At 36.3% G+C, this 19,184-nt stretch carries 20 protein-coding genes and 1 other RNA gene; 5 read left to right on the top strand and 16 right to left on the bottom strand.

Annotation, left to right across the window (positions count from 1 at the left end; genetic code table 11):
• Window position 1: 1 nt before the first annotated feature.
• The 5 genes from JOE23_RS13965 to JOE23_RS13945 all read right to left on the bottom strand — a co-directional run bounded on the left by JOE23_RS13965 (window position 2) and on the right by JOE23_RS13945 (window position 6,170).
• The gene (locus JOE23_RS13965) at window positions 2–3,112 is read right to left on the bottom strand and encodes an AAA family ATPase (protein WP_204439278.1); all 3,111 of its coding nucleotides are present in this window, start codon (window positions 3,110–3,112) and stop codon (window positions 2–4) included.
• A 1-nt stretch (window position 3,113) separates the two neighbouring features.
• Window positions 3,114–4,268: an exonuclease SbcCD subunit D gene (locus tag JOE23_RS13960; RefSeq protein ID WP_204439277.1), complete on the bottom strand. Its 1,155-nt coding sequence runs from the start codon at window positions 4,266–4,268 to the stop codon at window positions 3,114–3,116.
• 207 nt (window positions 4,269–4,475) lie between these two features.
• Window positions 4,476–4,691 (bottom strand): YozE family protein, encoded by a 216-nt coding sequence (locus JOE23_RS13955; protein WP_204439276.1) that lies wholly within the window; start codon window positions 4,689–4,691, stop codon window positions 4,476–4,478.
• A 17-nt stretch (window positions 4,692–4,708) separates the two neighbouring features.
• A complete protein-coding gene (locus JOE23_RS13950; protein WP_204439275.1) occupies window positions 4,709–5,197 on the bottom strand; it encodes a dihydrofolate reductase in 489 nt (162 codons plus the stop codon).
• Between the two features lie 13 nt (window positions 5,198–5,210).
• Window positions 5,211–6,170 (bottom strand): thymidylate synthase, encoded by a 960-nt coding sequence (locus JOE23_RS13945; RefSeq protein WP_204439274.1) that lies wholly within the window; start codon window positions 6,168–6,170, stop codon window positions 5,211–5,213.
• A gap of 135 nt (window positions 6,171–6,305) precedes the next feature.
• Here JOE23_RS13945 and JOE23_RS13940 point away from each other — a divergent pair, with 135 nt between their 5' ends.
• Window positions 6,306–7,337: a C40 family peptidase gene (locus tag JOE23_RS13940; RefSeq protein ID WP_204439272.1), complete on the top strand. Its 1,032-nt coding sequence runs from the start codon at window positions 6,306–6,308 to the stop codon at window positions 7,335–7,337.
• A 6-nt stretch (window positions 7,338–7,343) separates the two neighbouring features.
• Here the strand turns inward: JOE23_RS13940 and JOE23_RS13935 are convergent, their stop codons facing one another.
• Window positions 7,344–7,937 carry an HD domain-containing protein gene (locus tag JOE23_RS13935; RefSeq protein ID WP_204439270.1) on the bottom strand — a complete coding sequence of 198 codons (594 nt, stop codon included), beginning with the start codon at window positions 7,935–7,937 and terminating at the stop codon, window positions 7,344–7,346.
• A 562-nt stretch (window positions 7,938–8,499) separates the two neighbouring features.
• Between JOE23_RS13935 and JOE23_RS13930 the strand changes: the two genes are divergently transcribed.
• Both JOE23_RS13930 and JOE23_RS13925 read left to right on the top strand, forming a co-directional pair.
• Window positions 8,500–8,700: a cold-shock protein gene (locus JOE23_RS13930; RefSeq protein ID WP_204439269.1), complete on the top strand. Its 201-nt coding sequence runs from the start codon at window positions 8,500–8,502 to the stop codon at window positions 8,698–8,700.
• Window positions 8,701–8,789: 89 nt separating this feature from the next.
• The gene (locus JOE23_RS13925; RefSeq protein WP_204439268.1) at window positions 8,790–9,209 is read left to right on the top strand and encodes a ribonuclease HI family protein; all 420 of its coding nucleotides are present in this window, start codon (window positions 8,790–8,792) and stop codon (window positions 9,207–9,209) included.
• On the opposite strand, the gene JOE23_RS13920 is transcribed toward JOE23_RS13925, so the two are convergent.
• From JOE23_RS13920 to JOE23_RS13880, 9 genes are all read right to left on the bottom strand, one after another.
• Window positions 9,187–9,459: a DUF6123 family protein gene (locus JOE23_RS13920; RefSeq protein WP_204439267.1), complete on the bottom strand. Its 273-nt coding sequence runs from the start codon at window positions 9,457–9,459 to the stop codon at window positions 9,187–9,189. The genes JOE23_RS13925 and JOE23_RS13920 overlap by 23 nt on opposite strands.
• 245 nt (window positions 9,460–9,704) lie before the next feature.
• Window positions 9,705–11,195 (bottom strand): carboxypeptidase M32, encoded by a 1,491-nt coding sequence (locus JOE23_RS13915; RefSeq protein ID WP_204439266.1) that lies wholly within the window; start codon window positions 11,193–11,195, stop codon window positions 9,705–9,707.
• A gap of 63 nt (window positions 11,196–11,258) precedes the next feature.
• Window positions 11,259–12,407: a THUMP domain-containing class I SAM-dependent RNA methyltransferase gene (locus tag JOE23_RS13910; protein WP_204439264.1), complete on the bottom strand. Its 1,149-nt coding sequence runs from the start codon at window positions 12,405–12,407 to the stop codon at window positions 11,259–11,261.
• Window positions 12,408–12,576: 169 nt separating this feature from the next.
• An RNA gene (gene rnpB / locus JOE23_RS13905) (RNase P RNA component class B) lies at window positions 12,577–12,964 on the bottom strand.
• A gap of 90 nt (window positions 12,965–13,054) precedes the next feature.
• Window positions 13,055–13,357, bottom strand: coding sequence for a cell division regulator GpsB (gene gpsB, locus JOE23_RS13900; protein ID WP_204439262.1), 303 nt, complete (start codon window positions 13,355–13,357; stop codon window positions 13,055–13,057).
• Window positions 13,358–13,696: 339 nt separating this feature from the next.
• On the bottom strand, window positions 13,697–14,254 hold the full coding sequence (locus JOE23_RS13895) for an SLOG family protein (RefSeq protein ID WP_338021923.1): 558 nt from the start codon (window positions 14,252–14,254) through the stop codon (window positions 13,697–13,699).
• A gap of 106 nt (window positions 14,255–14,360) precedes the next feature.
• The gene (locus JOE23_RS13890) at window positions 14,361–14,612 is read right to left on the bottom strand and encodes a CotD family spore coat protein (RefSeq protein ID WP_204439260.1); all 252 of its coding nucleotides are present in this window, start codon (window positions 14,610–14,612) and stop codon (window positions 14,361–14,363) included.
• 79 nt (window positions 14,613–14,691) lie between these two features.
• A complete protein-coding gene (locus JOE23_RS13885) occupies window positions 14,692–15,048 on the bottom strand; it encodes a DUF1798 family protein (RefSeq protein WP_204439257.1) in 357 nt (118 codons plus the stop codon).
• Between the two features lie 55 nt (window positions 15,049–15,103).
• Window positions 15,104–15,343: a hypothetical protein gene (locus JOE23_RS13880; RefSeq protein WP_204439255.1), complete on the bottom strand. Its 240-nt coding sequence runs from the start codon at window positions 15,341–15,343 to the stop codon at window positions 15,104–15,106.
• A gap of 300 nt (window positions 15,344–15,643) precedes the next feature.
• On the opposite strand from JOE23_RS13880, the gene recU reads away from it, so the two are divergent.
• The gene (gene recU, locus JOE23_RS13875; protein ID WP_204439253.1) at window positions 15,644–16,252 is read left to right on the top strand and encodes a Holliday junction resolvase RecU; all 609 of its coding nucleotides are present in this window, start codon (window positions 15,644–15,646) and stop codon (window positions 16,250–16,252) included.
• Between the two features lie 2 nt (window positions 16,253–16,254).
• Window positions 16,255–18,750 (top strand): transglycosylase domain-containing protein, encoded by a 2,496-nt coding sequence (locus tag JOE23_RS13870; protein WP_204439252.1) that lies wholly within the window; start codon window positions 16,255–16,257, stop codon window positions 18,748–18,750.
• Window positions 18,751–18,830: 80 nt separating this feature from the next.
• Here the strand turns inward: JOE23_RS13870 and JOE23_RS13865 are convergent, their stop codons facing one another.
• Window positions 18,831–19,181 (bottom strand): YpoC family protein, encoded by a 351-nt coding sequence (locus tag JOE23_RS13865; RefSeq protein ID WP_204439251.1) that lies wholly within the window; start codon window positions 19,179–19,181, stop codon window positions 18,831–18,833.
• Window positions 19,182–19,184: the final 3 nt, after the last annotated feature.

Below are 19,184 nucleotides of genomic sequence, written 5' to 3'. Positions count from 1 at the left end.
TCTATAGTCTAAAGCTAGCAGTTGACCCTTGCGGTGTAACATTAATTTGTAATTTAGCATATATTTCCTCTTTAAGTTGAGGAACATGAGAAATAATACCTAATACGCGATTAGAGTGTTGTAAGGTTTTTAACGTTTCGATTGCTTGTTCTAAAGAAATTTCATCCAATGTGCCAAATCCTTCATCTATAAATAATGTATCAAGCTGTACGCCACCAGCATGTGCTTGGACGACATCGGCCATCCCTAGGGCTAAACTTAACGAAGCTTTAAAACCTTCACCACCAGATAATGTCTTTACTGAGCGCTTTTTCCCTGTTTGCTGGTCAAGCACTTCTATATCAAGACCGCTTTGTGCCCCTCGTTTGGCTAGTTGATCACTTCTTAACAATTGGTAACGGTGATCACTAAGTTGATCAAATCTTAAATTTGCCTGTAATAAAATTTCATCTAGGAAAGACGTTAAGACATAGCGTTCGAAGGATAGCTTCAAGTGATTGTCCCCCCTAGCTAAATCTGATAATGCTGTTACGTCAACGAAATCTTGTTGATGTTCGCTATATGCTTTTAATTGCTTGTTCGTCTGATGATAAATTTTCTTATCATGTTCTAACTGATACTCTTGCTGTTCTAATTCACGAATGAGTTGCTCATATTCTCGCTGAATGCCATCTGCTTTATCTTGCCACTCCTTGAGATTTGGCTTTTCTTTGTCTCTTAATTGAGTAGTTAATTGCTCTAATCTTGCTGTCACTTTATTCACTTGATCTTGATAGATTTGAATTTGATCGGTTAGGTCTTGTTGTTGTGCTTCTGACATTTTGGCTTCTTGGTACGTTTGTAAATCTTCAAAGGATGTTTCTACCCGTTTTTCGTAAAATGTTTTACTAGCTTCATTATAATAATCTTTTAATTTTTCTGTAAAGGATAAAATCGATTTAAAATGGACACGCTCTGTTTCAATCCGATTACTTAAGTCAGTAAGCTCTTGCTTTTTCTCATTATAGCGTGTTAGCCATTGTTCTAAATGATTTTTTTCACTTTCTAGGTGATCAGCCCATTCTTGATAAGTCAGATCAGTCTCTGGTAAGTCTTTTTGGTAAGAAGCGCGTTGACCATGTAAATGTGTTAATTGATCATTTTTTTGCTGTAGTTGGTGACTAATTTTTTCAAGATCTGCTTCTATAACTTTTAGTTGGTCTTGAAGTTGATTCTTCTTTATTTTATAACCTTGAATTTTCTGTTGTTCTTGTTTTAACGCTTGATCACGATTGATAAGTTGTTGGCATTCTGTTTGATAATTATTTCTTACTTCGTTAATTCGCGCATCATCTAACAGCTCAAAAGATAAATCTAATTTATTTGCCAATTCTTCTACAAGATGTAATTGCGTTTGTCGATTTGCTTTCACTTCAATTAATTGGTCGCGTGTATCAGCTAATTTTAATTCTATCTCATCAATTTTTGAGACATAAAAGGATTTATCTGTTTGATTTAATGCTTGTACATGGTCATTAGCTTTATTTGGGTGTGTCGTTGATCCACATACAGGACAAGGCGATCCAGCAGATAAATGTTTTGCTAATTGTGTGGCTTGATATTGGATGTTGGTATTTTCATGTTTTTGCAATTGTTGTTTTGTCTTGAGTAACTGTTGATCTAACTCTTTATAGTTTAACTCAACGGTATGATAAAAATCGCTGATTTCATTCCATGTCTGAAAAGCTTTTTGTAGTTTTTTAGCTTGATCGTGCTTTTCCTCCATCTCATTCATTTCTATTTTTAATTGATGAGTTTGGGTTGACCACTGGTTTTCAAGCTTTAATTCCGTTTCTATGCTTTCAAGTTTTTTTTGCTTGGTTAGCATATGATCTTTTTTGTGATTATATTCTTGCTCTATCTCGTCTTTTTCCTTATTTTCTTGACTTATCACTTGATCGAACTTAAGAACTTGTTCCCAAGCTTGACGTTTCATTTCAAGTTCTTGTTGTTTTTTTAGTTGTGTTGCATTCGCTTCGTATAAGGATTCTAACTCGGAAAATTGTTCTTGTTGTTGAGAAAACTGTTGTTTTAATGTATCAAGTTCTTTTATTTTCTGATCTTTTATTTGCTTTTGCTCTAGCCATTCTTGATAGCGCCTTTGTAAATCTGCTTCATATGGTTCAAGTGATTTGGCCTGGATCGCTTTTTCCAATGTGTTTTGTTGTTCTTGAATGATTGGCTGCTGTTTTGAAAGCCCTTGTTTTTCCTCTAATAGTTGATCGTATGTATGAAATAGATCAGCTAATTGTTCGGCTTGTCTTAATTGAGATTGTGCGACTGCCAAACTTTTTTGTTTTTGTGTTTGTTGTTGTTGTTTATCATCAATCTTTGATGATAAACCAGTTATTTTATTTTCCAGCGCTTTAATGTAGTTGTCCCTTGTCCAATTTTCTCTTTGTTGTTCCGATTCCAACCACTCAACTTGCGCTAACCCATGGTCAATATCATGATTAAGCCGCTCAAGTTTTAATTGTACTTGTGTTGACCTTTCTTTTAATTGATCAATGATATCCCGATAAAAATACGTATGGAATATTTTTTGTAAGATCTTTTCACGCTCATTACTATTTTCAGTAATTAATTTTCTGAATTCTCCTTGAGGAATCATAATCATTTTTAAAAATTGATTATAATCAAGACCGAGCATCATTTCTATGGTTTCGTTTACTTCTTTCGCCTTACTATAAAGGAGCTGTTGTTCACCGTTTTTAAGTTGGTATAAGTTCGCTATGGCAGGTTCTTCACGTGTACCGTCTCCACGTTCTTTAGGCCGTTCTTGTTTTGGTCGACGAATAATTAAGTATTCTTTCCCCTTTAATTCAAAAGAAAAGCTCACTTCAGTTGGCTCTAATAAGTCAGCAAAATCACTACGTAACGTATCATAATCACGATCACTGCCACTAGCTTTTCCATACAAAGCAAAGCAAATCGCATCGAAAATCGTTGTTTTTCCAGATCCAGTAGGACCAGTGATCAGAAAAATAGATTCTTCACCTAGTTGCTTGAAATCCAATATTTGTTGATTTCGATAAGGTCCGAATGCTGTCATGGTTAAAGTTAAAGCGCGCATATTATTGTCTCCTCTTTTGCAACATTAGTTGTTCGATTATCTCATTGATCATCTTTTCTCTTGTTTCCGAAATCGCTTCGCCCTTGATTTCTTTATAAAAATTATGAAACAATTCTTGATGTGATAAATGCTGCTTTTCTTTAGCATGTTGAAGTTGATCTAAACGTTGATTCGATTGTTTAACTCTTCTTTCTAATCTTAGAATATTAGGAAATTTTTTTCTTAATTGACTTACAGGATCAAGGACTTGTCCATCGTCTAATAAACAAACTTGGATATAGTCTTCACTTGGTTTATAATATGCATCGGAAATAAGCTGTTCGAAATAGCCTTCTATTATGCGCATCTCTTTTCTTGGTATTAACGGCACCCTTGTTATTTTCGTTGGATTATGCGCTTCAAGTTCAATGATCGTTACCGATTTTTGTTGGCTAGCTTCTGAAAATGAATATTTCAGTAGGGAGCCACTATATTGAACGGTATCTCGCTTTACTTTTTGGGGTTGATGAAGGTGACCAAGTGCAACATAATCGAAAGCATTAAAAATATCAACATCAACGTAGGGGTTACCGCCGATCATAGATAAACGATCCTCTGATTCTGAGGCCATCCCTCCGGCTAAAAAAGCATGGGCAATACAAACGTGTCGTTCTTGTTTATTTAAACGTGCTTCGATTGATTGAATAATAACGGCCATGGCATCTTGATGTGATTGTATTTTATGATTAGGAAAAAGCGCTTTAATATCAGCGGGTTCGAAATAGGGAATCAAATAAAAGTTAACGGGTCCCTGTTGATCTGTGTAAGTCAATTGTTCGACAGGTAATGTTATTTTCGATTCAATAAAGAGTTGATTTTTCCTAAATAATCGACTGCCAAAATGTAAGCGATCAGGACTGTCATGATTTCCAGATGTGATAAGTACGGGTATTGAATAGTCTGTTATTAATCTAGTAAAGGTTTGATCCAATAAATCTACTGCCTCTTTTGGTGGTATCGAGCGGTCATATATATCACCTGCAATAATGATTACATCGGGTTTTTGGTCGTTAATAATTTCAAAAAATTGTTCTAGTATATAACTTTGATCTTCAGTCATATAGACGTTGTTTACAATTTTACCTAAATGCCAATCGGCAGTATGTAATATTCTCATATCTTTGGTCCTCCAATTTACTCCATCCTACCCACCATCGAAATACAACGAACCTTCAAACAGTAGACATTCTTGTTCTTTGCTCACTGATGGTTAGCTGAGTGAATCAGACATTAGCGTCCGCCTTAATAGATACTTTTTTGTTGTGGGCTTACGGACGGTTATCTGTGATAAAAGTAATGAAGACCCTAGCAAAGCTAGAGTCTATTATCGTGTTTCTAAATAGTCATCCCATAGTTGATCAAATATACTAACGGCATTGGTAAAAGGGATGTTCCATTCTAAGTAACGACTAATTTCATCATAGGAATAGCTGTGTTTTGGGAAGTCATGATCGTGAAAGATCCACTCAGCTAATTTTTGTTCTTCTGTTTGTTGTTTGGTACCTCGGTAACGCATTACATACTGGTGGAAAGTTTGCATCATAAAACTCCTTTATACTAACGGCGATCGTATTGTAAGAAATAGTAATCATATGGGTTTTCTTTATTTTTTATTCCTTTTTCTTTGGTCGTTAGTGTCCAATCGGATAATTCATATGCTGGAAAATAGGTGTCACCATCAAATGCATCATCAATATAGGTAATATAGAGGCGATCCGCATAAGGTAAAAAAAATTGATAGATCTCTCCCCCTCCAATAATAATTACCTCTTCATCACCAATATGCTGTAATTTTTCAAGTAATACACTGATATCATGGTAAATCTCACAACCAGCTGCTTGAAAATGCTTATCACGTGTTAAGACAATATTATGTCGATTAGGAAGGGGTTTACCAAATGACGCAAACGTTTTTCTACCCATAACAATCGTTTTACCAGTTGTCATGGCTTTGAAGTACCCTAAATCATTCGGGATATCCCAAGGCATCCAGTTGTCTTCACCGATTAATCGATTTTGATCGTGTGCGGCAATCATTGAAATCAAAAATATCCCTCCATTATACAGCAATAGGCGCCTTTATTGCTGGATGTGATTGATAGTTATCTATGCTTATATCTTCTAACTCAATATCAAATATCGAAGAAAGCTTGTCGTTAATGGCTATTGTGGGTAATGAAAGACACTCACGTGTAAGTTGGGTCTTCACTTGATCAACATGGTTTTGATAAATATGTGCATCGCCTAACGTATGAACAAACTCACCCACCGCTAATCCACACTCGTGTGCAATCAAATGTGTGAGTAATGCATAACTAGCAATGTTAAACGGAACGCCTAGAAAGACATCTGCACTTCGTTGATAAAGCTGACATGATAACTTTCCGTCTGCCACATAAAATTGAAACAGTGTGTGACATGGGGGCAATGCCATATTTTTTGGTACATCTTCTGGGTTCCATGCAGACACAATATGACGACGTGAATCAGGGTTATGTTTTATTGACTCAATGACATTCGCTATTTGATCAATGGTTTCCCCTTTTGATGTTTGCCATGCTCGCCATTGCTTACCATAAACGGGCCCAAGCTCACCATATTTTTCAGCGAAATCATTATTATTGATAATTTGTTGTTTGAATTTATCCATTTCATGTTGATATTGAATATTGAATTCTGGATCAACTAAGCTTCTATTACCGAAATCAGTCATATCTGGACCCTGATAATCACTGCTTTCTACCCAACGTTTAAATGCCCATTCATTCCATATGTTGTTATGGTTTTTAACTAAATATTGAATGTTAGTGTCACCACGAAGAAACCAGATAAGTTCAGATGCAATTAATTTGAAATTAACTTTTTTTGTCGTTAGTAACGGAAACCCTTTTGATAAATCAAAGCGCATTTGTGCGCCAAAAATTGAGTATGTACCTGTATTTGTACGGTCGTTCTTTTTATATCCTTCATTTAAGATAGACTGGCATAAACTTAAATATGCTTGTTCACTATTTGACATTAGATCACTCCCCACTTAATTACTTATTTCCTGTTTAATATTACAGAATAATAACAACAGGTTCAATACACATTTATTGATTATTTAGTGAATACACTTTTAAAAACAATATTATAATGATAAGGAGGCGTTTGATTGTTAGCTCAAGCAGATATTAATCATCTTGTTAAGCAGTCAGTTGCCTATGGCTATATTGCCAGTCAGCCTTTCACTTTTTATGTCGATGCTTATCCACTTCTGCAAAATCAATGGTTAATAACTGAAAAAGAAGAATTTATTGCTTTTGGTGACCATAGTCCAACTATTCGTATTATACAACAAAAGTTAAATAACCTAAATTATTTTGATGAGACCATTGATGGTGAATTTGGTTTATTTACAGAGTATGCACTGAAAAGATTTCAAATTGATCATGATATCGATTCGAATGGGGCTTTGAATACAGAAACGCTAGAGTCCATTATGAAAGCAGAAAGACGTTATTATCTCAATCAATTGACAGCTATTGATCATCCTTTACAATATGGTGAGAAAAGTGAAGAAATTAAGGGATTGCAAAAAGCTCTCTCTTATTTCGGCTATTATAGTGATCAGCTAGATAGCATTTATGGACCCATTACAGAAGCAGCTTTGTTGCAGGCGCAACGAGCATTCGGCCTGCCAGAAACCCCACATGTAACAACTGAATTCATTAATAATATAGAAGATGAAACAGAAATACAAGTGCTTGAGACACCAAGCGATCAACAAGAAGAGGAACAAGAGAGCTCCGCACAATCGATCGAAAAAGATCAAACCAATACACAGATAGAATCGATTATACAAACAGCTAAATCTCAAATGGGCTCACGTTATGAATGGGGCGGTACTTCCCCTTCCGGCTTCGATTGTAGTGGTTTTATTCAATTTACTTTTGACCAACACGGCGTGTCACTTCCAAGAACGGTATCAGATATGTGGCATCGAACCATTAAAGTTGATCAGCCCTCAATTGGTGATCTTGTCTTTTTTGAAACGTATAAGAAGGGTCCCTCTCATGCTGGTATATATTTAGGTAACAACCAATTTATCCATGCGAGTGAATCGCAAGGGGTCTCTATTACTGAGTTGACAAACGAATATTGGCAGTCGAGATATTTAGGCAGTCGCCGTGTTTCACTACACTAATTTTGATTAATCAGGCCACTCTTTTAAAAATTGCTGGTAAAATAATTCAAGAAATTGATGACGTTCGGTCGCTAATTGCTTCGCATATGTTGTGTGTAGTTGATCCTTAATCTTAAATAGTTTGTGATCGAAATGTTCAATAGTGGACTGACCATTTGCGGCATAGAGTGGTCGTCCTCTTGAAGCGCCAAAACTAAACGCACGTGCCACACCAATAGCTCCAATAGCATCTAAACGATCAGCATCTTGAACGATTTGACCGATCTTACTCGTTGGAAGAACACCTTTACTAAAAGATACCGTGTCAATTGCCTCGACGACAGCTTGGATCTGTTTATCTGATAATTTAATTTTATTTAATAGGTTTGTTAATTCTTGTTTGCTTTTTGCTACATCATCTGTCAACTTGTGATCAATCAGGTCATGGACCCAACCAGATATTTCACAAAGATGTACATCGCTTGCTTCTTTTTCTGCAATTTTGCGCGATAATTGCGCAACACGATGCATGTGTTCGTAATCATGTCCACTAACGTCATGACTAAATATTTGAAAGATATATTGTTTAATTTCATTTAATTGTTTTTCGTTATGTTCCATATTCCCACCCTTTCAATGATGCTTTAACTATTGTGTTTATTGATAAAATGAACCTTCAATCAGCGGACGGAGGCCTACAGGATGTAGGTCATGCAGACGTGGGCCTACAGGATGTAGGTTATGCAGACGTTGCCACAGGACGTGGCGGTCTTAGTCTGTAATCCTCTTTTAAGGACGTGGCGGTCTTAGTCTGTAATCCTTCTTAGAGATGTGGTGGTTTTAGTCTACGATCTTACCTGCCCACTGATGGTTCGTTTAGTGAATCCGGAGATTAGCTCCCGTTATCACCGCCCTCAATCGATTTGCTCTACGCTCTCTTTTGACGGGGGGTTTTACGAACGGTTACCTGTGATAAATTGGGAAGTTGCAAGGCTTGACGTCTTTTGACAATTGCGCTATCATTTAATTAAGCAAAGAAGATGTTTGGATCTATATGCAAGTAGCCTTAATTGAAGTGATGCAGGTAAGATCCTACACTTCTCATGAGGCTACTTTTTTCATTTTCATCTTATTTGTATTTTAATCACGTTTTATCGTGAATATCTAGGAGGATTATGTACACATGCAAAATGGTATTGTAAAATGGTTTAATGCAGAGAAAGGTTACGGCTTCATCCAATTAGAAGAAGGCGATGACGTCTTCGTACATTATTCTGCAATCCAAGAAGAAGGCTTTAAGACTTTGGAAGAAGGTCAATCAGTCACATTTGAAATCATTGAAGGTGACCGAGGCCCACAAGCTGCTAATGTTGAAAAAAATTAATCATTCAAACGGTGACCATTGTGTCACCGTTTTCTATACAAAAAAGTATGATTTTATCATCTCATCACAAACAAAAGGAAGTGGAAGTATTGTTAACTGTTTATATTGATGGTGCTACAGCAGGTTATCCAGGTCCAAGTGGGACAAGCTTTATTATTAGGAATAAGGATAATTGTCAACAAGGATACACCTATATTGGGATAACGACGAATCATGAAGCGGAATTCAGAGCATTGATCAATGCTTTACAATACTGTCATCTTCATTATCCAGACCAAATTTTATCTATTCGTTCAGATTCTAAGCTAGTCGTTGATGCTGTTGAGAGAGGTTATATTAAAAATAAACAATTTCAACCATTATTACAGAAGGCACAACCTCTTATCGATTCATTTCCTTATTGCTTTATCAAATGGATACCAGATAATCAAAATAAACAAGCAGATCAGTTAGCCAGACTTGCCATTCAAACAAAAGAGGAAGCAATCACTGAATGCCTTTCTCTTTAAATAATTGACGAGCATCAATCCAACTGGTAATATGGTGCTCTTTCAATAATTCTAACAAACTAATATAAAATGATCGGTCAAAATAAAACTGTAATCTTAGTGTCGCTTCCAATGCAGCTTTTGTAATTTCTTCGTTAGCATCTGTATATTTTTTACCAAAGTAAATAAATCGCACTTGTTCATCTGTTAATTTAAATCCTTTGTCCCACAAACTTTCAATATAGTCAGCTAGTGTTTGGCTAAGTCTCAAATTGATCCCTTCTTCCACTACCCGTAACTTTTCAATATTCCTTTCATTCTATTATAGTATAGTCTGCGCTAAAATAAAAGCATGAAAAGAACGTTTGTTCTAGTTTGTGCGTTAGGACAAAAAATGATTAGAATTATAAAACGAACCTGCAATCAGAGGAAGATGAACGAAAACGCCCGCTGATTGCAGGTTCGTTGAGTGAATCAGGACATTAGCGTCCGTTATCTGTGATATATACTTAGAAATTAAAACTGATAGATAGCCCTGTATTTGTCAGTTAAATAGCTAATAAGATAATCTGGGTTTAGTCCCTCGCCTGTTACATCGGTTAAAATTTCAAGCGGCTTTTTCATTTTACCGTGTCGATGCACATGTTCAGTCATCCATGCTTTTATTGGCTCAAAATCCCCAGATTTAATAATTGCTTCCGTGTCTATATCTTGCTTTAGCTTATGATTGAGTTGTGCTGCATACATATAACCTAATGCATAGGTAGGAAAGTAACCAAAATCTCCAGCAGACCAATGAATATCCTGTAAAACGCCTTGCTGATCATTTGCTGGTTTTATCCCTAAATAATCTTCCATTTTTTGATTCCAAGCTTCTGGAAGATCTTTTGTATCTAAGTCACCATTAATTAAAGCTTTTTCGAGTTCGTAACGAATAATAATATGTAATGAATAAGTTAATTCATCTGCTTCAATACGAATATAACTCGGTTTAACTTCGTTGATTGCTTTAAAAAATGACTCAAACGGTATCGATTGAAATGAGGATGGAGCTATTTTTCGGAATAAATCAAAATGATTTTCCCAAAAACTCCGGCTTCGCCCAACAAAATTCTCCCAAAACAGCGATTGTGATTCATGGATCCCCATTGAGGTGGCATTTGCTAATACGGTTTGATAAAGGTCTGGATCAAAATTTTGTTCATAAAGCGCATGACCGCCTTCGTGAATGGTTCCAAATATAGCCATTCTGAAATCATTTTCATCATAGCGCGTCGTTATCCGAACATCTTTAGGATTGATCCCTATTGCAAAAGGATGTATCGTTTCATCTAGCCTACCTGCATCAAAATCATACCCCATCTTATCGAGGATCGCTAAACTGAATTGTTCTTGATCAGTTTTAGGAAAATGGTGAGCCAATTGGTTTGCATCAACTTCTATTTTTGATTCAGAGATATTTTTAACAAGATCGGTTAATGCATATTTAAGTTTATCAAATACCTCATCTAAAATAGTGGTTGTTAAGCCTGGTTCATAATTATTAAGTAATCCATCGTATTTGTTTGATTGATAACCCCAGTAAGTAGCAAATTTTTTGTTGTAATTCACTAATTCTTCTAAATAAGGCTGGAGTAAGGCAAAATCGTTTTTGGATCTAGCCTCTTGCCAAATCGTTTCTGCTTTTGAGCGTAAAGTCACATACGCTTTGAATTCCTCAACGGGGATTTTACTACTTTTATTATATTCCTCTTCACATACCTCTACAGCTTTTTCAATTAACGGGTCTTTCGTAACGCCTTTTAACTGATCGATCAATGCTTTGACTTGATCGGATGTGTTTAGTTGATGTATCTTTTCCGAGAGTAGGCCGATGACAAGTGCACGTTGTTCCATGCCCTTTTTAGGAATCTTTGTTCTCAAATCCCATTGGATTAATGACAGTGCTTCAGTATATCCTTTAATCTCCTTCATCAATTCCATAAATTGATTTTCTACTGGTGTCATCATACGTCACTCCTTAATTATTTTGTTAGATAATTGTTTAGTATTTGACCTTAATAAGTCTAATTAATCTTGAACCTTAATATGTTTACCAAAATACTGATAATAGTCTACTTTAATAAAACCATTGAAAAGCTTCCTTTTTTTCGTTGCTTTTTTACCAAATAATACTTCGAATTCTTCATGTGACGTTAATATGTAGTTGCTCCAACTAGTGTTTTGATGCATTGATTGTCCAAGGTCACGATACATTTGTTCAACTTCTGATTGTTTGTTCAAACGTTCACCATATGGTGGGTTAGTAATCAGATAACCATTATTTTGTTTAGGAATAAAGTCGGATGCTTTCATCTGTTTCCATAAGATCAAATCAGCAAGCCCTGCCTCCATGGCATTTTGTTTGGCTATTTCAATCATTTTCGGATCTAAATCACTACCCGTAATGGTTAACGGCTGATCATAGTTCGCTAGTTGTTCCGCTTCTTGAAATGCTTGATCCCATTCTTCGTTAGCAATAAAATGCCAATTTTCACTAGCAAATTCACGATTGAATCCTGGTGCGATATTTTGACCGATCAGAGCAGCTTCAATTAAAATCGTACCTGAGCCGCAAAACAAGTCAACAAGTGGATATTCTGGTTTCCAGTTGGTTAACTGAACAAGGGCAGCAGCTAATGTTTCTTTCAACGGCGCTTCTCCTTGTCCAACACGATAGCCACGTTTATGTAAGCCAGATCCAGATGTATCTATCGTTAAAGTAACACGATTCTTAACAATAGCTACTTCGATTCGATATAATGCGCCTGTCTCAGGCATCTTACTAGCAACCCCATGTTTTTGTTTTAATTTATCGACGACCGCTTTTTTTACAATAGCTTGACAATCAGGCACACTGTAAAGCTTTGATTTGACCGATTTTCCTATAACAGGGAATTGACCGTCTTCTGGTATGTACCGGTGCCAATCAAGGGCTTTCGTTTGTTCAAACAATTGATCAAACGTTGTTGCTTCAAATTCACCGACCATTAATTTAACCCGATCAGCTGTACGTAACCATAAATTGCAACGCGGAATGGCGGCGGGGATTGCTTCAAAAATCACCTTGCCGTTATCGACTTGAGTGGTTTCATATCCAAGTGCTCTGACTTCATTTGCTACGACTGATTCTAACCCCATAGCCGCGGTAGCCAATAGCTTTACAGTTGATTTAGTCATTTTTTAACTCCTTTTCATGGATATTTAATATTCGAGTAATATAAAACGAACCTTCAATCAGTGGCGATTTACAGACGGCTATCTTTGATAAACGCTGTTAACGTAAAAAACCTTCCTAATGACAGAATTGCCTTCGGAAGGTTTGAACATACATCTTAACCAATGAATGTTTTATAAGCCATGTTCTGTGCTAAAGTACTACAAATGGTGGTTAGCCTCGTACCTTAGTTGTAATCATCTATCTGCTGTTTATCGATAAACAGCCCTTATTTCAGTTGAATTCCCTACTCAAAGATGCCCCTACCAAAATTTGGGTTGCTCACTCGCGGGGTTTACCTCGTTCCACTCAAATTGTTTCCAATTTGACTACGTCACTGTGGCACTTTCAAGGAATTTGAAACATATCAAAAATGACTTAGCTTCTTTTCCTGCCGTAAGTTGATTAACTCAACTCCCTTGATTTATGAATTCATCAAGCACGAACACTACAAGCATCTCAGCTTGTGTGAGCATGGACTTTCCTCTACAAACCGAGGTTTGCAGCGATTACCAAAACATTCATTCTATATTGATGTTATTAAACTCTAATGGTTAGTATAGCATATGCTCTACGTTTTATCATCCATCAAAATTTACCAGTTCAATGATCAGGCATCTGTATATTTTTTACCGAAAACAGCCTTTTCTAGATTAGACAATCTTTTTAAGATGTCATAATTAACTTGATGGTTAGACGTTTGCGCTCGGGATCTGGGTTGTTCTTTTTGTACTTTTAATCTTTCATTTTCTTGTGTTAGGTGCTCAATTTTCTTGTTGAAAAATTCATAGTCCTGAATAATTTTATCTAGAAATTTATCAACTTCTTCCTGATTATAACCTCGCATGGATGTTTTAAATTGCTTGTCTAAAATGTCTTTTGTTTGCAATTGACTATTTTGCAATTCTGTCATTATTTTTCACCTCATATTTAACAACACTTAATATGTATTTTTTCAAATTTTGTATCAAATGTCAATCCACAAGTAGTCTATCGACATCGTTTATGAATAATTGCCTGGTCTTTTTTTAAAAAGCTTTGCCTATAATTACTTACTGCCATCTCATCTTTTGGAATCAATATTTTAATCATTACTCAACCCATGAATCATGATATTAATATTATTATCACTAATTAATAATTAGAAGCATAACTTTTGATAAATTATAAGTAACAACGAATTCTAATCAATTTTATTTGTACCCACTCCTTAATGCGACCTCTAACAACTGTGGCTCATTTGTAGACTTGGTTAATATTCTGGATTAATTTCTTGCCATTGCCGTACAATCTCTTCTAAGTCAAACGGTGTAATATAATGAATTGAATAGTTTTGCTGAACAACTTGTTCTTTTGCTTTATTAAGAAAATATTGCACGCTTCCGGGATATTCTTCATCAATTAAAATTAAACAGCAGTCACTTTTATTAATTAACCAATTGTCTTTGGCGGTATATTGATAAGCCCCTTTATATTTACCTTTGTATATGACATCATAAAAGTCAGCCTGTTCGATTATTTGTTGATAAGCTTGTTGGTCTGATTCACTCCACCTCTCTTGCTGATTCTCAAATGGTGGAATAATAGCGTATTTGAGCTGATAATCCTTGGAAAGCTCTTGAGCTACTTGGCAAGCCCAGATTTCCACACCTATCTGGCCGGAGGTGAGTATCCACTCTCCCCCATTTTCTACAAAAGCTACAATCGATTGTTTTAGGGCATACTTAATGATATCCACACGCATATCTTGGCTTGTCCTAATATTTAATTCATACGATTTATATCCTGTAATGGTCATGACTTTTTCCACTGTATCCAATCCTTTATGACAATAATTAATTTCGTAACGAGAGGGTTCATACATTATTGGCCAAAATGAAAAGGCTGGTTCTCCAGCCCCTTTCATTTTGATCAAATTAACGCCAACGATTATACCCTGGAGGCCAATTTGGTCCACCATAGGCATTTGTTTGATTTACAGTTTGCCCCCATGAAGTTGTTTGTGGGTAAAAGTGCGTATTTTGAATCGTGTGATGATTCATAACAGAAGTATGCGTTGGGTGTACATAATTAACTTGACTTTGACTGCATGTATTCACATGATGGTGTTTTGTAGGGCAAACGATTGTTTCAACCGGTCCGGTATGACAACATGGTCTTCTTCGCATAGTAATCCCCTTTCTTATTTATGATTCATATTAGCTTATGAACAAATATCTAAGAGGTGGCGGGCATCTGACCAGGGTTTTAATATTTTTTTGTTAAAGTATCTATTATCATTTGACAAACGTAATCAATCGCTTGATGTAATTCCATATATCGCTTCTGTTTAATGTCAATGTAATAGCTGTGTAATATAATAAGTTCAAAATTTTCCCTTGTTGATTGTACTTGTTGCGGATGAACAGAAACCTCTCTATCCTTAACTGCTTTAAGTGCAAGTTCTTCCCATTTTTCAATTAATTCGAATAAGGGATCTGTTTCGTTTTTTACCATGTTAAAGAACGTTCTGTCTCTTTTGCTATCGGGTTTATCACTTTTTAAATATCTTTCCTTTAATTGAAGGCGTGCTTGTTGGACTTTATCTGTTAAATTGAGTAGCATACGTTGTGTCACCTCCCTTAAAACCTTACCACGCGGTTGGTGTTTTCGTAAATAGCTAAGCTCTTCTTAGGCGCCAATTTTGTGTAGAACGGCGCTTGTTTTTACAATTAGTATGGCGCTTTTTTAAAATTTGCAACTGATCTCGATAGATGAAAAGTTGTTTCGCATAGTTTTGATGGCGCGTACAAATTTGATAATTACATTCCCAATTGATTTTTTTTTCGATTTTAATTAATTGTGTATTTAAATGAAATAACTGCTTTTGAAATTTCTCTATACTTTTTTGTGCTGTCATCATTCCATCTCCTTTTATTTTTTCTCATTTTATTCATTAATTTCATATATAATTGATGAAATCCTGCGTGCCAGACAAAAGTAGTGTTGAATGAACAAATCTTCTTAAATTTCGTCTATTAAAATAGTAGAATAGCTAATTTTGTACTTATAGATTTGCTAAAAGTTGTTTATAATAGTTGTAGGGTGATAGGAAGACATCGGGTTATTCCGATACACATACGCTTTTTATTTATCTTTTTAGTTCTCAAATCAGGCTGTAATCTGGTATGATACAGTCATGCAGGAGGGAATTAATCTGATGAAGTATCCAAATGGTCAAAAACGTACAGCTACAATGAATAAAACAAAAGCAGAACGCCAACGGAATTTTAGTAATCGGGGTATGACGTTAGAAGATGACATCAATCAGACAAACCTTTATTATCTAACGCATCAAATTTGTGTGGTGCATAAGAAACCGACACCTGTTCAAATTGTTAAGGTAGACTATCCGAAGCGTAGTGCTGCAGTCATTAAAGAAGGTTATTTTAAACAACCATCTACAACTGATTACAATGGTGTTTATCGTGGGCGTTATATTGACTTTGAAGCTAAAGAGACAAAGAACAAAACGTCATTCCCACTTAATAACTTTCATAATCATCAGATTGAGCACATGAAAGCCGTTGAGCAACATGGGGGTATTGCTTTTGTTATTATTCGCTTTGCAACACACGACCAATCTTTTCTATTCACTGCAATGAAACTTTTCCCGTTCTGGGAACGTCAATTTAATAATGGAGGTAGAAAATCTATCTCTTATCAAGAGATTGTTAAAGAAGGTATTGAAATACCTAAAGGCTATCCAGCTATCATTGACTACATTAAAGTCATTGATCAAGTGTTTTTTAAGAATGGAGGAAGATGACAATGGCGGAACAAGGCCAGTCACGTACTGCAAGACGACAACAACAAAAACAATCGAAAAAAAATAAATCTTCAATTTGGAAAAAAATCGGACTATCATTATTAGCCGTTACTTTAGCTGCTCTAATTGGAGCGGGGGCTGTATTTGGTTACTATATTATATCAGCACCTGACTTAGACCATGACTTACTAGGAGCACCAGCCTCAACGAGAGTATATGATGTAGAAGGAGAGCTTTTTGCTGAGCTCGGTCAAGAAAGGCGTACAACAATCAGCTATAATGACCTTCCAGATATATTGATTGATGCAGTATTAGCAACTGAAGACAACCGTTTTTTTGATCACTCAGGGGTTGACCTTCGTCGAAGTGCTGCTGCGATTTTAGCAAACTTCACTCGTGGTTTTGGGGCTGAAGGTGGTAGTACCATTACACAGCAAGTGGTTAAAAGTTCGCTTTTATCTCCTGATCAAACGATGGAGCGTAAAGTTCAAGAACAATGGTTAGCATTACAAGTAGAACGCGCTTATGAAAAAGAAGAAATATTAGAAATGTATCTAAATAAAATTTACTATGGAGCTCAGTCTTATGGTGTGGCAACAGCAGCTGAAACCTATTTTGGGATTACAGATTTAGATGACTTAACTCTAGCTCAAGCTGCCTTATTAGCAGGCTTACCACAACGTCCTTCAGCATATGATCCAACTGTAAATCCTGATCTTGCTCAAGAAAGAATGGATACGGTATTAGGCTTAATGGTTCGACATGGTAAGATTACGGAAGCTGAAGCAGATGAAGCAGCTTCAGAAAATGTAGAAGACATGTTAAATTTAACCGAATCAGAAGGGACGCCTTATCATGCCTTCTTAGATCAAGTAAGGATTGAAATCGAAGAGAAATTGGATGTTGATATGTACAATGACGGGCTTGAAATTCATACAACACTCGATCCAGATGCGCAAGAACATGTTGAATATGTATTATCGGATCAAGGACCTATTAGTTTTCCTGATGATGAACTTCAATCTGGTTTGACCGTCCTTGATACACAGTCTGGAGCGATCCGAGCGATTGGTGGTGGACGTAATCGAGAAGTTGGTGGTTTTAATATGGCCATTCAAGCTAAGCGACAACCAGGTTCAGCTATTAAACCGATTCTTGACTACGGGCCAGCTATTGAATACTTAAATTGGTCTACACACCAACAAATTAATAATGACGCGCCCTACGAAACACAAGGTGGGGATATTCGAAATTGGAATAATGAGTATCAAGGCTACGTTAGTGCGCGTTATGCGATGCAACAATCTTTAAATGTCCCTGCTGTTAAAACTTTAGAAGAAGTGGGAATCGCTCAAGCAACTGAGTTTGCAGAAGGGATTGGCCTCCCTATCCCCGAAGATGGTCTTAATATTCGTGATGGTATTGGTGGTTCAACATTAAGCATGTCATCATTAGATATGGCTGGAGCTTATTCGGCGTTTGGTAATGGTGGTATTTATAATGAGCCTTATGCTGTTACTGAAGTTGTTTTTAGTGATGGGAACAAGCAGACACTTAAATCTGATCCTGTTGCAGCGATGTCAGACGCTACCGCATATATGGTTACTGATATGCTAAAAACTGTTGTAAACAGCGGAACAGGTACCACTGCAAATGTTTCCGGTTTGCCAATGGTAGGTAAAACAGGTTCAACCAATGATTATGTTGACGTTTGGTTTGCTGGCTATACGACCAATTATACTGTAGCGGTGTGGAGTGGTTATCAAGATGATGCCACTCGAGCAGTAACACAAACGAGAATATCTCAAGAAATTTTTCGTCATGTGATGAGCGAAATATCTGTTGGAATGGATACAGCTGATTTTGAAATGCCAAATTCGGTTGTGCGTGTTGATGTCGAACGAGGTTCAAATCCAGCTAGATTGCCTAGCCCGTATACGCCCGATTCTCAAATCGTTTCTGAATTGTTTAAGCGTGGACATGAGCCTACTGAACAATCTGAAACATTTGACCGCCTTGACCCAGTTAGTGGTCTTAGCGCTCAGTTTAACGAGGAGCAAAATCAAATTGAAGTGAGTTGGTCTGATTCTAATGATCAAGACGTTCGCTTTAACATTGCCTATGGTACAGATGGATCGACTAATAATGAATCGTCTACTTCTGATACATCATTTACGATTCAGAGTGTTGAGCGTGGTACAGTTTACACGATCGAGGTAACGGCAATAAGTGATGAAAATAGTGATCTTCAAAGTGAGTCAAGGCGGGTGGAAATTCGAATTCCTGACCAAGAGGAAGAAGATGAACCCGACGAACCAGATGAAATTGATGAGCCGGATCAGCCTGAGGACCCTGATGAAGGAAATGGTGATGATCAAGTAGATGACCCACCAGTCTCTGATGATGAAGATGAAGATCAAGATCTTGACCAAGATTCTGATCAAGATTCAAATAACGGTAATGGCGAACAAGACTCAAATGATGAAAATCAAAATTAATACTAAAGACCACTCATGAAAATGAGTGGTCTTCTTTATCTCAATAGATAATACGTATTTCATTATTTAAAAGGTTGATTTTATTTATTATCTTTTGCATAAAGCTCAAGAACTTCAACTTTAGCATATAACTTCTCTAACTCTTGATACAAAGCATCTAATTGGATATAAGCGTGGTATTGACTTAAATTAGATGCAATATAATGAACACGTTCTCCGATATTAAACGGTTTATGTTCAAGTGAATCTATCGTTTGATACAGATCGCCTTTTGACCAAGACTGTTGATTCAAATGATATAAAGCATCTATAAAAAGGTTTAAGGATGTACCCATGGGCCCTACCGCCTCTTGGTAATGCTTGTTGTGAAATAACTGTGATAAATGTGGGGATTGATATTTCCATTTTTCAATCCAGTCTTCTTTGTTCATAAA

The organism is Amphibacillus cookii, assembly GCF_016908375.1.
GTDB classification, from domain to species: Bacteria; Bacillota; Bacilli; order Bacillales; family Amphibacillaceae; genus Amphibacillus_C; species Amphibacillus_C cookii.
The sequence above is the reverse complement of the archived record's forward strand: the minus strand, read 5'-3'. Positions and strand labels throughout refer to the sequence as shown.